This window comes from Burkholderia pulmonis (assembly GCF_984667975.1).
Genome location: NZ_OZ480188.1, coordinates 1,116,087 through 1,134,015, shown reverse-complemented (window position 1 = coordinate 1,134,015; position 17,929 = coordinate 1,116,087). Strand labels below are relative to the sequence as shown.

The window sequence follows — 17,929 nt, the reverse complement described above, 5'->3', positions numbered from 1 at the left end:
TTCGATCGATGTCGCCACCTTAGCGGGAACCGCGGCCCCGTATTGCGCAGTGCGACGAACGGCGGAACGCGCGGACGAACGGCATTCCTTCGCGACGAACGGCGGCCGTCGGCGAGCGCTGCCGCGCAGCGGTGCGGCGAGCCGGTCGCGGCCCGTCGGCGGCCGCGCGACCGCGTTGCATTCCATCGGCCCCACGCGCGGTTCGTCGCCCGTTTCTGCAATTGGTCGCATGATCGTTTCTTTCGGCGACGAATCGATACACTCGCAGCCGATCAGCACTTGATCCGCACGACATCGGCCGACGTGAGAGCGGTCACCGGGGTGCGAGAAGCCAAAACACAGACATAACAAGGCATAAAAATGAGCCATACCAGGTTTGAGAGGGGGAGCGAGACGGCGCGGCCTGGCTTTCTTGCCCTTTGTCGCGTGATCCGCGATCCGTCCGATCCCGCGCGTTTCGCGGGCGACGCGGATCCGCGGCGGTATGACGACTGGTCGAGCGCACAGCCGGCGCTGCTCGTCATCGAGGCGCTGCACCAGTTCGCGGTCAAGGCGGCGCGCACGATGCACGGCGAGCCGGCGCTGATGGTGCCGGCGCAGCTGCGCGAGCTGACGCTGCACCGCGTCGACGGCTATCCGCGGCTGGCGCTGGCCGGCACCGTCGCGAAACACGGCGACGGATATCGCGTCGAGGTGTCGGCGCGCGACGCCGATGCCGGCATGTATCCGGCCGTCGCATCGGGGACCGTGTTCGTCGCGCTGATGCCGGCCCGCCTGCCCGTGTCGGCCGCGCCGGGAGACCGGCCATGATGCCCGCCGTCGCAACGCCGGCGGCCACGATCACCGGCGATCAGTTCGGCGTGATCGACGTGGCGAGCGCCGCGCCGCTCTTCGACGAGCACTTCGAGCAGTTTCCCGTGCTGCCCGGTTCGTTCAGCCTCAGCCTGGCGATCACGATGCTGTTCGACGCGCTCGGCCTCGCGGCGAACCGGCCGACTCCGGCGCTCACGCTCCGCAAGATCAGCTTCATCTGCCCGGTACGGCCGGGCGAGCGCCTGACCGCGCGCCTGCGGCGCCTGCAGCAGGACGGGGCGCGCACCACCGCGCACGTCGAGCTGCGCAATGCCAAAGGGCAGGGCGTGATGGACGGCATCCTCAGCTGGGAGCACGCCGCATGACGAAGCTAGCCATCGTCACGGGCGGCACCCGCGGGATCGGGCGCGCGATCGTCGACGCGCTGATCGCCGACGGCCACACCGTCTACTTCACCTACCGATCGAATCCGGAACTGGCCGATGCACTGGAGCGCGCGTACGACGGCGCGGCGCGCGGCTTTCGGGTCGACGGCGGCGACTGGGACGCCGTGCAGGCGTTCGCCGACCACGTGAACGCGGAAGCGGCCGTCGACGTGCTCGTGAACAACGCGGGCGTCAACGACGATGCGCTGCTGATCGGCAGCCCGTTCGCCCGCTACTGGGAAACGCTGCGGATCAACCTCGGCGCGACGATGGCGTTTTGCCATGCGTTCGGCGACGGGATGCAGTCGCGCCGGCGCGGCGCGATCGTCAACGTGTCGTCGATCGCCGCGCGCAAGCCGAAGACCGGCAACGGCGCATACGGCGCGTCGAAGGCGGCGATCGAGCGCTTCACGAAAACGCTCGCGCTCGAGATGGCGCGCTTCGGCGTGCGCGTCAACGCGGTTGCGCCGGGGTTCGTGCGCTCCGACCTGTTCGAGCGTTTTCTCGCGTCGCAGGACGCCGCGGCGTTCTACCACCAGATTCCGATGCGCAAGATCCTCGAGCCCGACCAGGTCGCGCGCACGGTCCTGCTGCTCGCGAACGGCTCGCTCGCAACGACGGGAAGCGTCGTCGATCTCGGCAATGGCGAAAACATCAGTGGCTGACCCAGTGAATCAAGGAGAGTGGACCATGAAGGAAGACATCAAGAACATCGTCGCGCAAATCCTCTATCTGAGCGGTCCCGAACAGGTGGCCGACTCCGCGTCGCTGTTCCGCGAGCTGAACATGAGCTCGATCGACTACGTCGACCTGTGCTACGAGCTCAAGGACAAGGTGGACAACCGCATCAGCCTCGAAAACCTGTGGCCGTTCAACCGGATGCTGCTCGATCCGCAATGCCACACCGGCACCGAGTGGACCGAGGCCGGCTGGCGCCAGGTGTGCGACGTGATGAGCTGGAACGGTCACGAGAAATGCAGCCTGCAGGATCTCTACGAGCACTTCTCGGTGAACTACATCGAGCGCCGCATCGCGCAGTTCAGCTGACCCGGGCATTCCGACCGCGCCGCGGGAACGCCGCACCGCGCGGCGCGGCATCGCGCGCCCGCCCGGTTTTCGACTCACGTGAATGGGGACTTGCCATGTCGTACATCACCGGCCTCGGCATCGCGACGGCCGCTTTTCCCGACATCGCGTCGCTGCTGGACGTCGACTTCGCCGCGCGCGCGCCGCTCGCGCCGGCCGAGAAGCCCGGCGACTACGTGCGCGCCAACCTGCCGTTTCCGCTCGTGCAGCGCATGGCGCGCGAGGATCGTTCGCTGCTGAATCCGGGCTCGCGTCTCGCGCTGCAGGTGGCGGCCGAGGCGTTCGACGCGGCATCGGCCGGCCGGCCCTACACGGACGAAGAGCGCGAGCGGTTCGCGGTATTCACGGGGGTCGAGGGCGAGGACGCGACGATGGCCGTGCTCACGCCGCTGCACGCGCGTCACGGCCTCGACGGCTGCGGCTACTTCGGCGAGGTAAAGGCGGACCTGAATCCGCTCGACATGCTGCGCCTGCTGACCACCAACGCGCTGTACCAGATATCGAAGCTGTTCGCGCTGCGCGGCGAAGGCTATCCGCTGCAACGGATGTCGCTGACCAGCCTGTGCGCGCTCGAGGAAGCGCACCGGCAGATCGAGGGCGGCGCGATCGACCGGGCGGTCATCGCGGCCGTCGGCGACATGACGTCGGCCGACAACGTCGCGGCGTTCGAGAAGATGGGCCTGCTGCGCACGACGTCGCACCCGGTCGGCATCGTGCCCGCGTTCGGGGCCGTCGGCGCCGTCGTCGAACGCACGCCGCGCGACGGGTGTACACCCTGCGCGCAGGTGCTCGACGTGCATTCGCTGTACAAGCCCGACACGTCCGTGTCGAGCACCGACTGGTCGAAGCTGTTCGCCCGCTTTCCCGGCGAGGCCGCGCTCGGCGTGCCGCACGTCGTGCTGTACCAGAACGGCGAACCGTCGCTCGGCAAGGCGGAGCGCAATGCCGTGCAGCATGCGTGGCCGAACGCCGTCGTGCACGCGTACAAGCCGCATGTCGGCTATACCGGCCGGGCGAACAACCTGATCGACCTGGTCCTCGCGATCGCGGACCCGGCCATCCCGGTCGGCGCGCCGGTGCTGGTCAACGGCATCGGCGTGTCGTCGGGTCTCGGTGCGATCCTGGTGCGCAAGCTGAGCGGGGTGGGGCGATGAAATCGCGATCGGACGCAATCGTCATCAGTGCATTCGGCGCCGTCACGCCGCTCGGCGGCAGCTACGACGAACTGCATGCCGCGCTGCGCGAAGGCCGCTCCGGCATCCGGAAGATCGAGAAGTTCGATTGCTCGACCTATACGACCCAGCACGCGGGCGTTCCCGACGAAGGCAATGAGCGCGTGCGCTGGCCTTCGTCGCGACGGATCGCGACCGAACAGCTGTACGGCGATCTCGCCGCCGCGCGGCTGCTCGCGCAGGCGCCGTTCGTCGTGCGCGACTACGCGCCGGAGCGCATCGGCTGCCTGGTCGGCGTCGACGTACCGGCCACCGACGTGCAGAGCGCGCTCGAGCTCGTCGACAAGGTCAACGGCGACAAATCGCGCGACGCGCTGATCCGCGTGCTCGTGTCGCACATGCGCATGAGCGAGTTCGTGAGCGGCGACGCAACCTCCGTGTTCGGCGCGATTCATCGCCACATTCCGTTCAGCGGCTGCGCGCTCGCGCACGTGGGCCTGTGCTCCGCGTCGCTGCAGGCGATCGGCATGGGCATGCTCGCGCTGCGCCAGGGGCGGGTGGACGCGGCCATCGTCGGCGGCGTGTCGGGCAAGGTCAATCCGCTCAATCTCGCGCGGCTCGAATCGCTCGACGTGATCTCGACCGACCTGAATCTCGATCCCCGGCACCGGTCGCGGCCGTTCGACGTGCGTCGCTCGGGCTTCGTGCTCGCGGAAGGCGCGGTGCTGTTCCTGATCGAGCGCGAATCGGCCGTGCGCGCCCGGGGCGATACGCCGCTCGCGCGCGTGGCCGGCTACGGGGCAAGCCTGGCCGCCGAGCACATCGTCATCCCGCACCTGCAGTCGCTCGAGATGCGGCTCGCGATGCAGCGGGCGCTCGACGATGCGGGATGTGCGCCGGCCGATATCGACTACGTCAACGCGCACGGGACGTCGACGGTGCTCAACGACAAGCATGAATCCGAGGCGATCCGCGCGATCTTCCCGACGCGGCCCGGGATGCCCGTCACCGCCAACAAGTCGCAGCACGGCCACCTGATCGCGACGGCGGGCGCGATGGAAGTGCTGAACACGGCGATCGGGCTGCGGGAGCGCTTCATTCCGGCGACCATCAACCTCGACGAGCAGGCGCAGGAATGCCCCGTCAACGTGGTGCGCGCCCCGACGCCGAGCGATGCGCGGCGCGTGCTCAAGAATTCGTTCGGCATGGGCGGCCTCGCGGCCTCCCTCGTGCTGGAAGGAGCCGCCGCATGAAGTTCGCGTCGCTGCTTGCCCGGGAGGCGAACTGGCAGATCGTGCTGCACGGGGCGCGCCTGACGGCGGAAGACCTGCGCGCACGGCTGAGGGCTGCCCGGCGCGCGCTCGGCACGCTGGAGCCGCACCTGCGCGGGCGCGGTTGCCTGATCGCGGTCGGCTTCTCGGGGTTCGACTATTTTCTGTTCACGCTGCTCGCGTCGACGCTCGGCTGCCGGATCGTCCTGTGCGACCCGAAGATGCTGTCCGCCGCGCTGTGCCAGTACCGGCTCGATGCGCTCGCGGTCGTCGCGACGCGGTCGATCGCGTGCGACGGGCTGCCGGTCGTCGTGCTCGATCCGGCCATGGCCGATGCCGAAGCGTCCGGGCCCGACGCGTTCGCGTGGGCCGAGCCCGGCGCGCCGCGCGCGCAGATCGTCTTCATGACGTCGGGCACGACGAGCGCGCCGAAGCTGGTCGTCTACGACGAAGCGCAGCTCGTCGAGAATGCGCTGGCGGTCGGCCGCTATCTGGGCGTGCAGCCCGGCGACGGCGTGCTGTGCATGTTCCCCACGCACTACATGTACGGCTTCTCGACGATGATGAACGGCCTGCTGGCCGGCGCGACCGTCTGGCTCGAACGGGCGTCGCTGACCGCGCACGAGGTGCTCGGCTACCTGGGTAGCGGCCGGATCCGCTTCGTGCCGCTGATCCGCAGCATCGCCGAGCGCGTGTGCGACCTGGCCGAGGCGACGCCGGGCATGCGGTTCGACGGCGTCGTCGTGCTCAATGCATCCGACCGCATCTACGCGGCGCAGGTGCGCCGCCTGCTCGCGCTCGGCGCCTGCGTGTGGAACAACTTCGGCCAGACCGAATCGGGGCCGCGGATCTTCGCGCTGCCGCTCACGCCGGACGACCTGCCGCACGTCGATTCGTACTGCTTCGAAGGTGTCCTCGCGCCGGGCCGCCCGATCGACCCGCGCATCGAGCTATCGATCGTCGACGCGCAGGGCCGGCCGTGCGCCCCCGGCGAGCCCGGCCATCTGCTTTACCGGACGCCGTATGCGATGCACGGCTATCTGCTGCCCGACGGCAGCCTGCGGCGGTTCACGACGCTGGAATCCGGCGACCTGGTGTTCCGCCGCGACGACGGTGTGGTGTTCTGGGTCGGCCGCCGGGACGAGACGGTCAAGTGCAACGGCCGGCTCATCAACGTCAGCCTGCTGCACCAGCATTTCGATGCGTTCGACGACATCGCGAAGAGCTATTTTCTCGCCGATCCGCAGACCGGCGCGCTGACGGTGTTCGTCGTGCCCGGCCTGACGCCGGCCGGTGCGGACGTGGATTTCAAGGCGCGCATCCTGAGCCGCTACCGGGCCGCGTTCCCGCTGTATCCGCGCATCGCCGACGTGCTGTTCGTCGACGACCTTCCGGTCACGAGCACCGGCAAGATCTCATTGCGTCTCCTGCGCGAAAGCGCGTGACCGCGGCCTGAACCTGGAGCCCACGATGTCCGAGCGCACGACCCGCTTCGATTCCTCCGCCGTGAGCGAAGCGCTTTCGTACGATGCCCGCTATGCGCGTTTGCTGCCGACGGGCGTGGCCAGCTACGCGGCCTTCCGCACGCAGGTCGCGATCGAGACGGCCGACGACCTGAAGCGGCGCGTGCTGGACCGCCTCGATCACGACGGTCTCGCCGGCGCCACGTTCTACACCACGTCGGGCACGAGCGGCGAGGTCAAGCTGCTGCTCAACGCGCCGGCGCGCAGGCGCCCCGACACGACCTACGGCCGGGCGCTCGCGAACGCGCTGGCGGGCACGGCGATCGCGCCGACCGACCGGGTGGCGAACCTGTTTACCGCCGGCGGCTTTTCCACGCTGTACGACGGCGTGAACCGGCTGCTGGAAGCGATCGGCGCGAACGTACTCCCGATCGGGCGGCTGGATGCATACGGCGCCGATTTGCCCGCGATGCTGAACCTGATCGGCCGCGCCCGCCCCAACGTTTTGGTCGGCACGCCGACGAGCGTGCTGCAATGCCTGCGGCTGCTCGATGCACACGGTGTCGATCTCGACGTGACGAAGATTCTCTATACCGGCGAGGCGTTCACCGGGCGCAAGCGCGAGATCGTGCGGCGGCGCTGGCGCGATGTCGCATTCTTCGGGCTGTACGGCGCGACCGAAACGGGCTTTCTCGGCTATCACACGCCGCGCTGCGCGGAAGGGCATTACCACGTGCTCGACGACTGGTTCTTCCTCGAGGAGGAGGACGGGCAACTCCTGGTGACGAGCCGCGCGAACCCGGGCCTCGCGATGCTGCGCTACCGGATCGGCGATCGCGTGCGCGTCGGGCCGTCGGTGCGCTGCACGTGCGGCGAGGGCGGCTCGGTCGTCGTGCTGGAGGGCCGGACCGATCAGCGCTTCAAGTTCGCGGGCAACCTGGTCAGCACCGAGCTGCTGGCGCAGCGGCTGGCGGCGTGCGTCGGCCGGCCGCTCGATTGCCAGTTTCGCCTGGCCGCCGACGCGCACGGGCGCGATTGCCTGACGGTCGCGCTGGACCTGGGCGACGACGAGCTCGTGCCGCTCGCGTCACGGCTCGCGGGCGTGCTGCTCGAGATCGAGGACGTGCGCGAATGCATCGACAAGGGCGAAGGCCGCCTCGACGTGCTCGGTCGGGACGCATTGCGCTTCTCCGCGCGCCAGAAGCTGCCGCGCCTGATCGACGAGAGGCATGTCCATGTCTGACGATCGCGCTACCGCCGCGCCTGCCGCGTCCGCTGCGTCCGCTGCGTTGGCTTCGACGCGCGCGTCGCGGGCCGACCGCATGCGGCAGTTCGCGGCCGAGGTGCGCGCGACCTGGCTGATGCTCTATCCGATGGTGCTGTCGTCGATTTTCGGCTACTGCATGACGCTGTTCGACTATCGCTGGATTCGCGACCTGCCGGCGGAGGACATGGCGCTGCTCGCGCTCGTCAACGGCAGCGTGGCGACGTTCCTGTTCCTGCTCGGCAAGAGCTTCGAGGAGTCGTTCGTCGCGGTGTTCGCCAAGGCGCCGCGCGAGGACCAGGGCCGGCTGTTCGTGCAGAGCCTGGTGTTCGCGGGCGCGATCGGCGTGCTGGTCGTGCTGGTGCTGATCGGCACGCGGGCGCCGCTGATGACGTTCATTTCCGGCGGCCATTTTCACGGCGAACGCATGTTCGGCTACTACGCGCTCGTGATCGGCAGCTTTCCGCTCACGCTGCTCAGCACCGCGCTTTCCGCGGCGATGCGCACGTACGGCGACACCAAGTCGCCCGCCCGCATCAGCATCGCATGCGGCGTGGTCAACAACGTCCTCGATCCGCTGCTCGTGTTCGGGCTGTTCGGCCAGCATCCGTCGCTGCAGCTGTTCGGCCTCGCGCTGACCTCGTGGATCACCAAGAGCCTGTATCTCGGCTGGTGCGTCCGCTGCATCCGCCCGCGGCTGCGCCGCGAGCAGGTCGTGCTGCCGCGCCCCGGCGTGCAATGGCCGACGCAGCGCCGGCTGCTGCGCATCTTCCTGCCCTCGGCCGCACTCGAGGCGCTGACCTTTCTCGCGAATACGGCCGTCTATTCGCTGATCGCCCGCTACGGCGTGCGCGCGATCGGCGGTTACGGCATCGGCTTCGAGCTGATGACGATCGGATTCATCCTCATCAAGGGCCTGAGCATGGTGTTCATGATCCGGATCGGCCATCTCGTGCGCAGCCGTGCGCCGTCCCGCGCGGCCCTGCAGTCGGTGATGCTGCTGGGCGTGCTGTTCACCGCGGCGATCAGCATCGCGTTCTTCCTGCTGCGCTCGTTCGCGCTGCGTTTTCTCGCGTCCGACGCCGGCGTGATCGCGGTCGCGACCGCGCTGCTCGACTACGTGCCGCTGTTCGTCTTCAGCTATCTGCTGACGAACCTCGTGACGGGCTGCTTCCAGATTCTCGAACGCCCGGCGCGCGCGATGGCGCTCGGACTGTTCTTTTCATGGATCGTCACCCCGGGTGCGATCTACCTCGGCGTCACGCACCATCTCGCGCTCACCCAGCTGTTCGCGCTGCTCGCGGGCGTGAGCGTCGTGCGCCAGGCCGTGTATCTGACGATTTTCCTGCGGCTCATGCGCAGGCTCGGCGCCGCGCCTGCCGCACCTCCGGCCGGCGCACGCCCCGCAGCCGGATGATTCCACGACCGTTGTACCCCTAGACCTCACGACTGGAGACCTGCATGCGTACCAACACCCCCGCCGAAGTCAACGCCGACACCTACGATCACTATGTCGACACGTTCACGCTCGAATGGAACCGCAATCTGGTGCAGCGCGTCGAGCACGAGCTCGCGCAGCGGCGCATCGCATCGGGCAGCTTGCTCGATGTCGGCACCGGTACCGCGCGTACGCTGATCGAGCTGGCCCGCGTCCCGTCGCTCGCGCCGCTGGGCTTCGTCGGGGTCGACTACTACGACGACATGGTGCAGCGCGCCGAGCAGAACGTGCGCGTTGAAGGGCTGGAAGGACGGATCGCGATCCGCGCGGGCGACGTCCACGCGCTGCCGTTCGACGACGGCACGTTCGTCGCGGTGATCGGCCGTTCGGTCGTGCATCACTGGGCCGACCCGGTCGGCGCGTACCGGGAGATCTTCCGCACGCTGGCGCCCGGCGGTTTCGCGCTGATTCACGAACCCTGCAGCGATCCGGCGCCGGAGGCGCTCGCGTTCTTCAACGAGCGGCGCGCGGCCGCGGGCGTTCATCCGGTCCATCTCGACGGCAAGTTCACGGTCGCGGAATCGGTCGGACACCTGCATGAAGCCGGTATCGGCGAGCACGCCAGCGTATCGAAGGGGTCGGGGATGCTCGCGATCGGCTTCGAGGTGCTGATCGCGAAACCGGCACGGCAGTAAGCGGAGCATTGCCGATGCGAACCGATCACGACCTTCCGGCGCCGGACGCCGCCCGTCCGCGCGCTGCACGCGACGAAGGCGAGATCGATGCGGTGTCGATCTCGCCCGACCGGCTGTCGGTACGCGGCGTCGATCTGCTGCAGCTGATCGAGTCCGTCGATTTCACTGCCGCGATCCTGCACGTGCTCGCGGGCCGGATGCCGGACTCGGGTGACGTGCGCGCCCTCGACCGCGCACTGGCGGCGCGGCTGGCCGACGACGGGCCGTCCGACGACGGCCTGCTCGCCACGCAACTGGCCCGCCGTCAGCGCCGGCCCGAGGTGTTCCTCGTCGCGGCGATCGCGGCCGGGCTGGCCGCCGGGCCGCAGGCGCGGCCGGTTGCGTGGCCCGACGCGTTGTCGGGCATCGGGCAGGACGACGACGTGGCGACGGGCCTGGGCATCGTCGCCGCATTGCCGCGCCTGCTGGCGGTGTGGCGCGCGGTGGACGACGAGGCGCCGGCCCGGCTGCGGCCGACGGACGCCGCGCGCGGTTTCAGCGCATCGGTGCTGGACTGCCTGTGCGGCGGCGAATCGCGCGATGCACAGGCCCGCCTGTTCGACGTGCTGCTGGTGGCGCTGCATGGCGGCTTCGGTCTCGTCGCGCCGACCATCGCGCTGCCGCGCTTCTCGGCGAGCACCTACGCGAGCATCGACCTGAACCTGATCGCGGGCCTGACGGGCAGCGGTTCCGCGCACGTGGGAGCGTGCAGCGACGCGACGCGGTTTTTCGCGAGCCTCGTCGGCCGACCGTCCGCGGAGATTCGCGATCGCGTCGCGCAGCGCGTGCAGGCGGGCGACCGGATTCCCGGCTTCGGCCATCCGCTGCTCGAGTGCGATCCGCGGCCGGCCGCGCTCGAGCGCCACGCGGTGCGGCTGGGTGTCGACGGCGCGGCGTTCGATGCGTACCGGGCCGTATGCGGTGCGATGCAGGACTTGCGCGGTCTGCCGCCGAACATCGATTCGGCCGCCGCGGCGATCCTGCTCGAACTGGGCGTGCCCGCCGTGCTGGCCACGCCGGTGTTCCTGTTCGCACGGATGCCGACGATGCTCGCGCACGCGTTGCAGAAGCGGGCGCACCCGCCGTTCGGCCAGACCCGGCCGGTCGCGCGCGAACGCCTCGCCGCGCTGCCGAAGGCCTGGATCTGACGCCGGCTCGCCGGCGCCCCTCAACCCGAGATTGGATCGACACCGACATGCTGACCAACCTGCCGCTTGCGCCGCATTGCGCGGCCAACGATACCCAGCACCGCATCGACTTCGTGAAGACGCAGATCCATCGCTGGATCGACGAGATGTTCGTCTCGCCCGACCGGCACGACCTGCGCGCGTGTTTCGCGAAGACGCTGCTGATCCGCAACTACCTGCTGTCCCCGGTGCTCGATGCGAACGAGACCGAGCGCTTCCTGCGCGACGCGACGGTGCGCGAGTACATGAAACGCTTTCAGGCGCTGTCGCTCGACAACGAGGTCCGCTTCGAGCGGCAGATGAGCGACGTGCTGCGCGCCGGGCCGTCGAGCGAAGGGCTGCTCCTGATCATCAAGGAGTACTACGCGGAGATCTACCGGCTGCTCGCGCGAACCGAGATCTTCCTGTCGGACATGTCCGCCGATTCGACGGTGGCGATGGTCGGCTCCGGCGGGATGCCGCTGTCGCTCCTGTTCATGCAGTCGTTCAGCGGCGCCCGCATCGTCGGGCTGGATCTCAGCGAGGAGTCGCTCAGGACCGGCGAGCGGTTCGTCGATCACCTGTGCGCAGCGCACCCCGCGCGCTATCGCCGCGCGGCGATCGAGATGGTTCACGCGGACGGCGCGGCGTACGACTACGGTGCGTGCGACATCGTCATCCTGTCGATTCATATCGAGAACAAGGTGGAGATCGTCGAACGGATCATCGAGACGGCGCCGCGCGATCGTCGCGTGATCGTGATCGAGCGGCAGGTGCAGGGGCTCGGCCAGTATTTCTATCCGAACTACGGCTTCGATCCGGCCGGGCTGCCGCTCGTGAAGCTGGCCACGCTGTGCTCGTCGCTGCTGGTGAGCACGGCCTATCAGCTCGACTGGTAGGAGGGCGGGATGACGACGAGCGAGATTCGTTCCGGCGGAATCGGCCTGTTCCACGCGTGGGAGCGGCAGGTGCTCGCGCTGTACATGGACGCGTTTACGACGGGGCCGTATGCCGGGCACTACCTGGACGAGGCGGCGGAGCGCGGCTGGATCTATGGACTGTTCACCGAGCATGCCGCGCGTTGCCATCTGTGGGTGGCCGGCGACGCGCTGGCCGGTTTCCTGCTGTCGGCCGATGCGGGCTACGACCGCAAATTGCCGGTGTCGCTGCGCGCGACGCTCGGCAGCGGGCCCGTGATGTCGATCGCCGAGCTGGCGGTTGCTCCGGACTGGCGTTCGCGCGGGCTCGGCGAGGCGCTGGTGCGGTGCTGCGTCGGCGAGGCTGCGCCCGGCTACCGCGACATCATCGTGCGCAGCAACGGCAATGCGCTTGCCGCGCACCGGCTCTACCAGCGGCTCGGGTTCGAGCCGTTCGGCTCGGTGCGGGTGCAGAACGAGATGAGCGAGATGCTCGGCGACGGGCGACGCGGCGTCGAGTGGGTCGACAAGCAGTATTTCCGCTACCGGGTGGCGGGAGACGGGCCGTACCAAGCGTGACGCGCGACGCGGCGCGCGGCATCGTCGAGCGCGAAGGCGGGCGGTCATCGGGGCGCGTCCGCTGAAGGATCAACGGGACGGAGCGGATTGCTCTTGTCCTCCGGCGTATTTCGCGAGCCGCCACTTCTTCTTTGGTGCGCTCTCCGTGTTCGTGATGCGGGGCCGTTTGGCGCCGCTGCATCCACAAAAGTCGACAAATCGGAACAGATCGACTCGAGGTTCCTGCCTACCATTCGGACGCACCTCCCGGATTCCCGTACCACCCCGGCATCGGCCGATGCCCTGCCTGCATCCCGCTGCCCGTCTTTGCCTCGCCGCCTCGCATCCCGACACGCCGCCAATAAAGCCAAGGATTCGCCATGTCTGCAAGATCGCTCGCTTCAATCGCGCTGATGCTGTTGCTTGCCGCATGCGGCGGCGACGGGGACGCGTCCGCACCGGGCACCGCCATCGCGGCGGCCGCCACGCGCGCGTCGCCGGCCACGGCATGGAAGCCGCTCGTACCCGGCACGAGCTGGCAATGGCAGATCGACGGCAACACGATCAACGAGACCGTGCTCGACGGCGTGAACAATCCCCGCAAGATGTTCGACGTCGACATGGAGCAGACCGATGCGGCGACGATCCAGCGCCTGAAGGCAAAGGGCATCTACGTCGTCTGCTACATGGAAACCGGCGGCCGCGAAGACGGCCGCAGCGATGCGGGCCGGTTTCCCGACAGCGTGCTCGGCAACCCGGTCGAAGGATACGAGGATCATGAGCGCTGGCTGGACATCCGCCAGACGACGATCCTGATGCCCCTGATGCTGGCGCGTCTCGATCGGGCGAAGAAGAAGGGCTGCGACGGCATCGAACCGGATCTGGACGACAGCTATCGGCAGGAAACGGGTTTTCCGCTGACGCGCGATGACCAGTTGCGTTACAACACGGCGCTGATCGCCGCCGCGCACGATCGGGGGATGTCGATGGGGCTCAAGAACGGCTCGGGGATCGCCACCGCGATGGCGAAGGTCGCCGACTGGGCGCTCAACGAACAGTGCAACAGGTTCCACGAGTGCGACGGCTACGCGAGTTTCGTCACGCTGAACAAGGCCGTGTTCAACGTCGAGTACACGCGCCCGGACGGCATGACGCTCGCCGATTTCTGTCCGGCGGACAACCAGGCCAATTTCGACGGCATTCTGAAATGGTCGAGCGATACGCTTGCGGCGCTGCCGCGCGCGGCGTGCCGGTTCGAGTGAGCGGCGGGCCGCGCGGATCGACCCTCGGACGAGGGTGTCGAGATACGGATTCCCGTGGCCTGCACGCCCGACGCATCCGGTTTTGGTGAGGAGGCAAGCGCCGCCGTCACCGGGAATTCCGCTTACGCACCGATCGGCCCCGGAGGGACAGCGCACCGGGCAAATAGCGGCGTGCCGGTTCACGGGCGGCGCATCAGTCAGCGCACACGGCTTGTTCGCGCGTCCGGGGCTGGATCCCCCGGGTTTCCCGGGCCGATTTCGGCGCGGGTCAGGTGGCGTCGTCCGGGCTGTCGCCGTTTTGCTCGCCGGCGGGCGTGAAAACGTATCCTTTCCCGCGGACAGTCCGGATGTAGTGGTAATCGCCGGTCGCCTGCTCGACGACGCCGCGTAACCGGAACACCAGCACGGCCAGCGCGTGCACGGATCGACTCTCCGCGCGTTGTCCCAGTAACGACTGGATCTCCGTGCGGGACAGCACGCGCATCGGATGAGAAACGAACACGTCGAGCAGCGCGAACTCGCTCGCGCGCAGTCCGAGATCGATTCCCGCTCGCGTTGCCCGCCGGTTCACGAAATCCACCTCGATCTCGCCGAACCGGTACGGTGTGCGTCTTGCGGGCTGCCCGTGCGAGCCGGAAGGGGACGAGCGATAGCGATGCGCCGCGCGGCGCACGCGTGCCACGAACTCCATCAGGTCGAACGGATCGACCAGGTAGTCGTCGGCGCCAGTCTCGAGCGCGACGACCTTGTCGGCGATCGACGCCGAGTCGCTCAGCACGATCACCGGCATGTCGTGGCCGGCTTCGCGCAACGCCTGGAGCGCGGCGTACGCGCGGGCGACCGGATCGCCGACCCGCAGCACGATCAGCGACGGCGGGCGCCTGTCGACGTGCGTCAGCAGCATCGAAGCGTCGTGCAGTGTCGACGTGTCGAACCGATAGCCGTGCAGGCACGCGCGCAGCCTGTCGCGCATGCCCGAGTCGGGCTCAACGACGAGTATCTGGTCGATCATGGCGAACCGGGCTGACGCAATGGCGGCCCAGATGGCCGGGCCCCCGGATCACGTCGGCCGGACGGGCTGACGGTAGACAGCGGTTACGCATGCAGGCAACAGTCGAGACTTGTCAGGAAATAATCGAGGCTCTTGCGGACTGACTGCCCGACCTCCCTGACCTGCGCGGCCGACGGCGATTGCCCGAGCAGCGTCGTCACGATGTCGAGCGCTTCCCACGGGTGACGGTCGTCATAGCTCGCGTGCAACGCGAGCCAGCGCATGGCACGGCGGCGCACCGCCGGATCGAACTGCGTTTCGTACTGCGTGGCACACAGCGCGGCGCTCCATTCGCCCGTGATGCCTTCGATCGCATAGTTGGTGGCCGCCATGCTGGCGGCGAGCGGATCCGTGTTGCTGCTCTTCCAGCACCAGTGGCTCAGCGAGAAGCCGGCGAGCGGCGCCGTGCCGTGCAGGAGCGTCTCGGCGGACACGCCTGATTCGGCTGCCCAGTTGATCCAGTGATCGACGTGATTCTGCTCCACGCGGATATTGCGGATCAGGTAGCGCCGCGCCTTCTCTTCACCGCGCGAACGGAACGCCGCCGTCTTGAGCAGGTTCATCGCCATGTATTCCGGAAACTGGCTGACCACCGCCCAGCCGGTCACGAAGAACGTCTGCAATTGCGACGGTTTCAGCCGGCCCTTGCTCATTTCGGCGAATACCGGATGCGCTCGTACGCGCTCGCGTAGTTCGTCCGTCGCACCCACCATCTCGCGCACCCAGGCCGGGTAGTTGCCCAAATCCATCAGATCGCCCGTCAACTCGAACGGAACCGTCATTCCTTGTCTCCATGAGGTTGAATTGTCTCTTCCTGCCACGGTGCCGGCAGGCTGAAGTGGTACCCCTGGCAGTAGTCGATGCCCAGCAGGCGCAGCATCTCCGCCGTCTCCGCATCCTCGACGTGCTCGGCGACGGTCCGGTACTGCATCAGATGGGCGATATCGTTGATGGCACACACGATGCCGTGCTTGACGCGGTCGGTCTTCATGCCGGATACAAGGCCGCCATCGATCTTCAGGTAGTCGATCGGCAGTTTTCTCAGGTACGCAAACGACGACATGCCGGCGCCGAAGTCGTCGAGCGCGAAGCAGCACCCGAGGTCGCGCAGTTCGTGCATGAAGCGCGACGCCACTTCCAGGTTGTGAACCGCGCTCGTTTCCGTGATCTCGAAGCACAGCAGCGACGGGTCGAGCCCCGAAGAAGACAGCTCGGCCGTCACGAATTCGACGAATCGATCGTCGCTGATCGACATGGCCGACAGATTCACGTTGCACTCGACATCGCCGGGTCGCGCGGCTCGGGCCAGCCTCCGGATGACGGTTCGTACCACCCACCGGTCGATCGTCGTCATCTGACCGTACCGTTCGGCCGCGGGCAGGAACACCGGTGAAATCAGTTTTCCGTCGACGTCGGGAATACGCAGCAGGATCTCGACACGCTGCCGGTTCGCTTGCGTCGGCTGGATCGGCACGATGCCCTGCGCGTAAAGCTGGAACGCGTTCGATTCGAGCGCGGCATTGACGCGGCGGCTCCATTGCATGTGGTACGCCTGGCGTCCCGAATGCATGTCATGCTGGTCCGCCACGTGCACGCGGTTGCGGCCGCGATCCTTCGCGACATAGCAGGCCGCGTCCGCGAGCTGCATGGTCCGTTCGACGCTTTCGGGCGAGCATGCGAGATCCAGCATGCCGATGCTGACGCTCAGCTTGAAATGCTCGCCGTCCCGACTGAACGTAAAATTCTCCAGGCTGGCACGCAACTGCTCGGCCTTGCCGTGCTCCGATCTGCCATCCCGGGTTGCGGCGAGCAGAATGCCGAACTCGTCGCCGCCGAGCCGGCCGAATGTGTCGTCGCTGCCGAGGCAGCGCTGGAACACCGCCGTCACATCCCGCAGCAGCGCGTCGCCGGCCGCATGGCCGCAGACGTCGTTGACTTCCTTGAAGCCGTCCAGATCGAGCACCAGCAGTGTGGCCGGCTGGCGCCGCACCAGCACTTCGCCGAGGTGCCGTTCGAATTCAGTACGATTGATCAACCCGGTCAACGCGTCATGCGACGCTTGCCACGTGAGCGTTTCGATCAGCTGATGCTCGCGTGTCATGTCGCGCATGATCAGCACGTAGCCGACGCAGCGGCCGGTTGTACTGTTCATCCTGGACAGCGACGCCCTGACCGCCACACGGGTACCGCTTCGGCGAATCAGCTCGAGGTCGCGCGTGAACGTGCTGTCGCCGCTGTTGCTCAGCGAAGGCAACAGCTTGATCGACATGCCGGTCGATGTATCGATCAGGTCCAGTACGTCGTCGACGGGTTGGCCGACGCAACGCTTCGAGGTTGCGCCCAGCAAGTGCTCGGCCGCCGGGTTGACCGTCTCGATGCCGCTCGTCAAGCCGATCGTGATGATCGCATCGGCAACCGAACGGAGCGCGGCTTCCGCCAGTGCCTGGCTTCGGTCGAGTTCGGTCTGCATCGACATCTGCTGATGTTGCGCCCGACCGGCCCAGCGGATCGACAGGACCACGATGAGCAGCGACGCCGCGATGTATGACAGAAACAGTTGGATGACCGCCGAACGGAATTCCGCGTTCAGCTCGTCGGAGAACCGCTTCGGCAGGGGCGCGATGCGTGCGTTGATGTCCCAGATCCGCTGGCCGAAGCTGCTGCGGTTCCGGACATTGCCGGCCAGCACGGCCGCCTGCCACTCGCCGGCGACGTCATGCAGCCGGATCAGTTCGCGATCGGCGTCTTCCCAGTACCGCAGAGCGACATCCATGTGTGCGAAGCTGCTCAGAACCGGATAGAACCACACGGCGACGGCCGCATCGGCCCGATTGATGCCGGCATTGATCATCGCCTGCTGGGCGAGCGCTCGGTCGGGCGGCGAGGCGATCATGGCCTCGCGGGCAACGCTCAGGTGCCGGAGCCTGTCGTCGATCGTCGCGTATTCATTAAATAGCTTTTCGTCTCCGGTTTCACCGTAGCGCATTAAAAGAATGATTTCGTCCTTCTGGGCTTTTGACCAGTTGCTTTCTCCACCGACATAGACGCGTAGAGACATGACGATGATCAGGCTCACAACGACAAATCCCGCCAGCACGACGACCACGGCAATGATCGGGAAAATCCCCAATGCCGGGCTCCATGGCCATGCGCGGAATAAGCTGCGCTGATTCCGGATCCTGAATCTAGAGATGTTTTCCATACACCAGGCACTGCCCGTTTATGATTATTCTCGACGTCACCGTCCTGGGGATTGCCGGGGATGCCCGGGATCGCATGGTGCCCCGGTCGTCCTGATCCACATGGCCA

At 67.6% G+C, this 17,929-nt stretch carries 17 protein-coding genes; 14 read left to right on the top strand and 3 right to left on the bottom strand.

Features of this window, described 5'->3' with window-relative positions:
- The first annotated feature begins 360 nt into the window (after positions 1–360).
- From AC5LXK_RS36570 to AC5LXK_RS36505, 14 genes are all read left to right on the top strand, one after another.
- Complete coding sequence (locus AC5LXK_RS36570; RefSeq protein WP_493394502.1) at positions 361–810, top strand: hypothetical protein; 450 nt, start codon at positions 361–363, stop codon at positions 808–810.
- Positions 807–1,178, top strand: coding sequence for a hotdog fold domain-containing protein (locus AC5LXK_RS36565; protein WP_493394501.1), 372 nt, complete (start codon positions 807–809; stop codon positions 1,176–1,178). Before AC5LXK_RS36570 ends, AC5LXK_RS36565 begins: the two co-directional genes overlap by 4 nt.
- On the top strand, positions 1,175–1,903 hold the full coding sequence (locus AC5LXK_RS36560) for an SDR family NAD(P)-dependent oxidoreductase (RefSeq protein ID WP_493394500.1): 729 nt from the start codon (positions 1,175–1,177) through the stop codon (positions 1,901–1,903). The genes AC5LXK_RS36565 and AC5LXK_RS36560 overlap by 4 nt, the downstream gene beginning before the upstream one ends.
- Positions 1,904–1,928: 25 nt before the next feature.
- The gene (locus AC5LXK_RS36555; protein WP_493394499.1) at positions 1,929–2,285 is read left to right on the top strand and encodes an acyl carrier protein; all 357 of its coding nucleotides are present in this window, start codon (positions 1,929–1,931) and stop codon (positions 2,283–2,285) included.
- Between the two features lie 95 nt (positions 2,286–2,380).
- A complete protein-coding gene (locus AC5LXK_RS36550) occupies positions 2,381–3,478 on the top strand; it encodes a beta-ketoacyl synthase N-terminal-like domain-containing protein (RefSeq protein ID WP_493394498.1) in 1,098 nt (365 codons plus the stop codon).
- Positions 3,475–4,749 (top strand): beta-ketoacyl-[acyl-carrier-protein] synthase family protein, encoded by a 1,275-nt coding sequence (locus AC5LXK_RS36545; RefSeq protein WP_493394497.1) that lies wholly within the window; start codon positions 3,475–3,477, stop codon positions 4,747–4,749. The genes AC5LXK_RS36550 and AC5LXK_RS36545 overlap by 4 nt, the downstream gene beginning before the upstream one ends.
- The gene (locus AC5LXK_RS36540; protein ID WP_493394496.1) at positions 4,746–6,212 is read left to right on the top strand and encodes a class I adenylate-forming enzyme family protein; all 1,467 of its coding nucleotides are present in this window, start codon (positions 4,746–4,748) and stop codon (positions 6,210–6,212) included. Before AC5LXK_RS36545 ends, AC5LXK_RS36540 begins: the two co-directional genes overlap by 4 nt.
- 25 nt (positions 6,213–6,237) lie before the next feature.
- Positions 6,238–7,473 (top strand): phenylacetate--CoA ligase family protein, encoded by a 1,236-nt coding sequence (locus AC5LXK_RS36535; protein WP_493394495.1) that lies wholly within the window; start codon positions 6,238–6,240, stop codon positions 7,471–7,473.
- Positions 7,466–8,911 carry an MATE family efflux transporter gene (locus tag AC5LXK_RS36530; protein ID WP_493394494.1) on the top strand — a complete coding sequence of 482 codons (1,446 nt, stop codon included), beginning with the start codon at positions 7,466–7,468 and terminating at the stop codon, positions 8,909–8,911. Before AC5LXK_RS36535 ends, AC5LXK_RS36530 begins: the two co-directional genes overlap by 8 nt.
- Positions 8,912–8,955: 44 nt before the next feature.
- On the top strand, positions 8,956–9,627 hold the full coding sequence (locus AC5LXK_RS36525) for a class I SAM-dependent methyltransferase (protein ID WP_493394493.1): 672 nt from the start codon (positions 8,956–8,958) through the stop codon (positions 9,625–9,627).
- Between the two features lie 14 nt (positions 9,628–9,641).
- On the top strand, positions 9,642–10,814 hold the full coding sequence (locus AC5LXK_RS36520; protein WP_493394492.1) for a citrate/2-methylcitrate synthase: 1,173 nt from the start codon (positions 9,642–9,644) through the stop codon (positions 10,812–10,814).
- A 47-nt stretch (positions 10,815–10,861) separates the two neighbouring features.
- Positions 10,862–11,731, top strand: coding sequence for a class I SAM-dependent methyltransferase (locus tag AC5LXK_RS36515; RefSeq protein WP_493394491.1), 870 nt, complete (start codon positions 10,862–10,864; stop codon positions 11,729–11,731).
- 9 nt (positions 11,732–11,740) lie between these two features.
- Positions 11,741–12,328 (top strand): GNAT family N-acetyltransferase, encoded by a 588-nt coding sequence (locus AC5LXK_RS36510; RefSeq protein WP_493394490.1) that lies wholly within the window; start codon positions 11,741–11,743, stop codon positions 12,326–12,328.
- Between the two features lie 359 nt (positions 12,329–12,687).
- On the top strand, positions 12,688–13,569 hold the full coding sequence (locus tag AC5LXK_RS36505; protein ID WP_493394489.1) for an endo alpha-1,4 polygalactosaminidase: 882 nt from the start codon (positions 12,688–12,690) through the stop codon (positions 13,567–13,569).
- A 268-nt stretch (positions 13,570–13,837) separates the two neighbouring features.
- On the opposite strand, the gene AC5LXK_RS36500 is transcribed toward AC5LXK_RS36505, so the two are convergent.
- From AC5LXK_RS36500 to AC5LXK_RS36490, 3 genes are all read right to left on the bottom strand, one after another.
- Entirely contained in the window at positions 13,838–14,581 is a 744-nt protein-coding gene (locus AC5LXK_RS36500) for a response regulator transcription factor (protein ID WP_493394488.1), read from the bottom strand.
- Positions 14,582–14,664: 83 nt separating this feature from the next.
- Positions 14,665–15,402, bottom strand: coding sequence for an iron-containing redox enzyme family protein (locus AC5LXK_RS36495; RefSeq protein ID WP_493394487.1), 738 nt, complete (start codon positions 15,400–15,402; stop codon positions 14,665–14,667).
- On the bottom strand, positions 15,399–17,822 hold the full coding sequence (locus tag AC5LXK_RS36490) for a putative bifunctional diguanylate cyclase/phosphodiesterase (protein WP_493394486.1): 2,424 nt from the start codon (positions 17,820–17,822) through the stop codon (positions 15,399–15,401). The genes AC5LXK_RS36495 and AC5LXK_RS36490 overlap by 4 nt, the downstream gene beginning before the upstream one ends.
- Between the last annotated feature and the right edge of the window lie 107 nt (positions 17,823–17,929).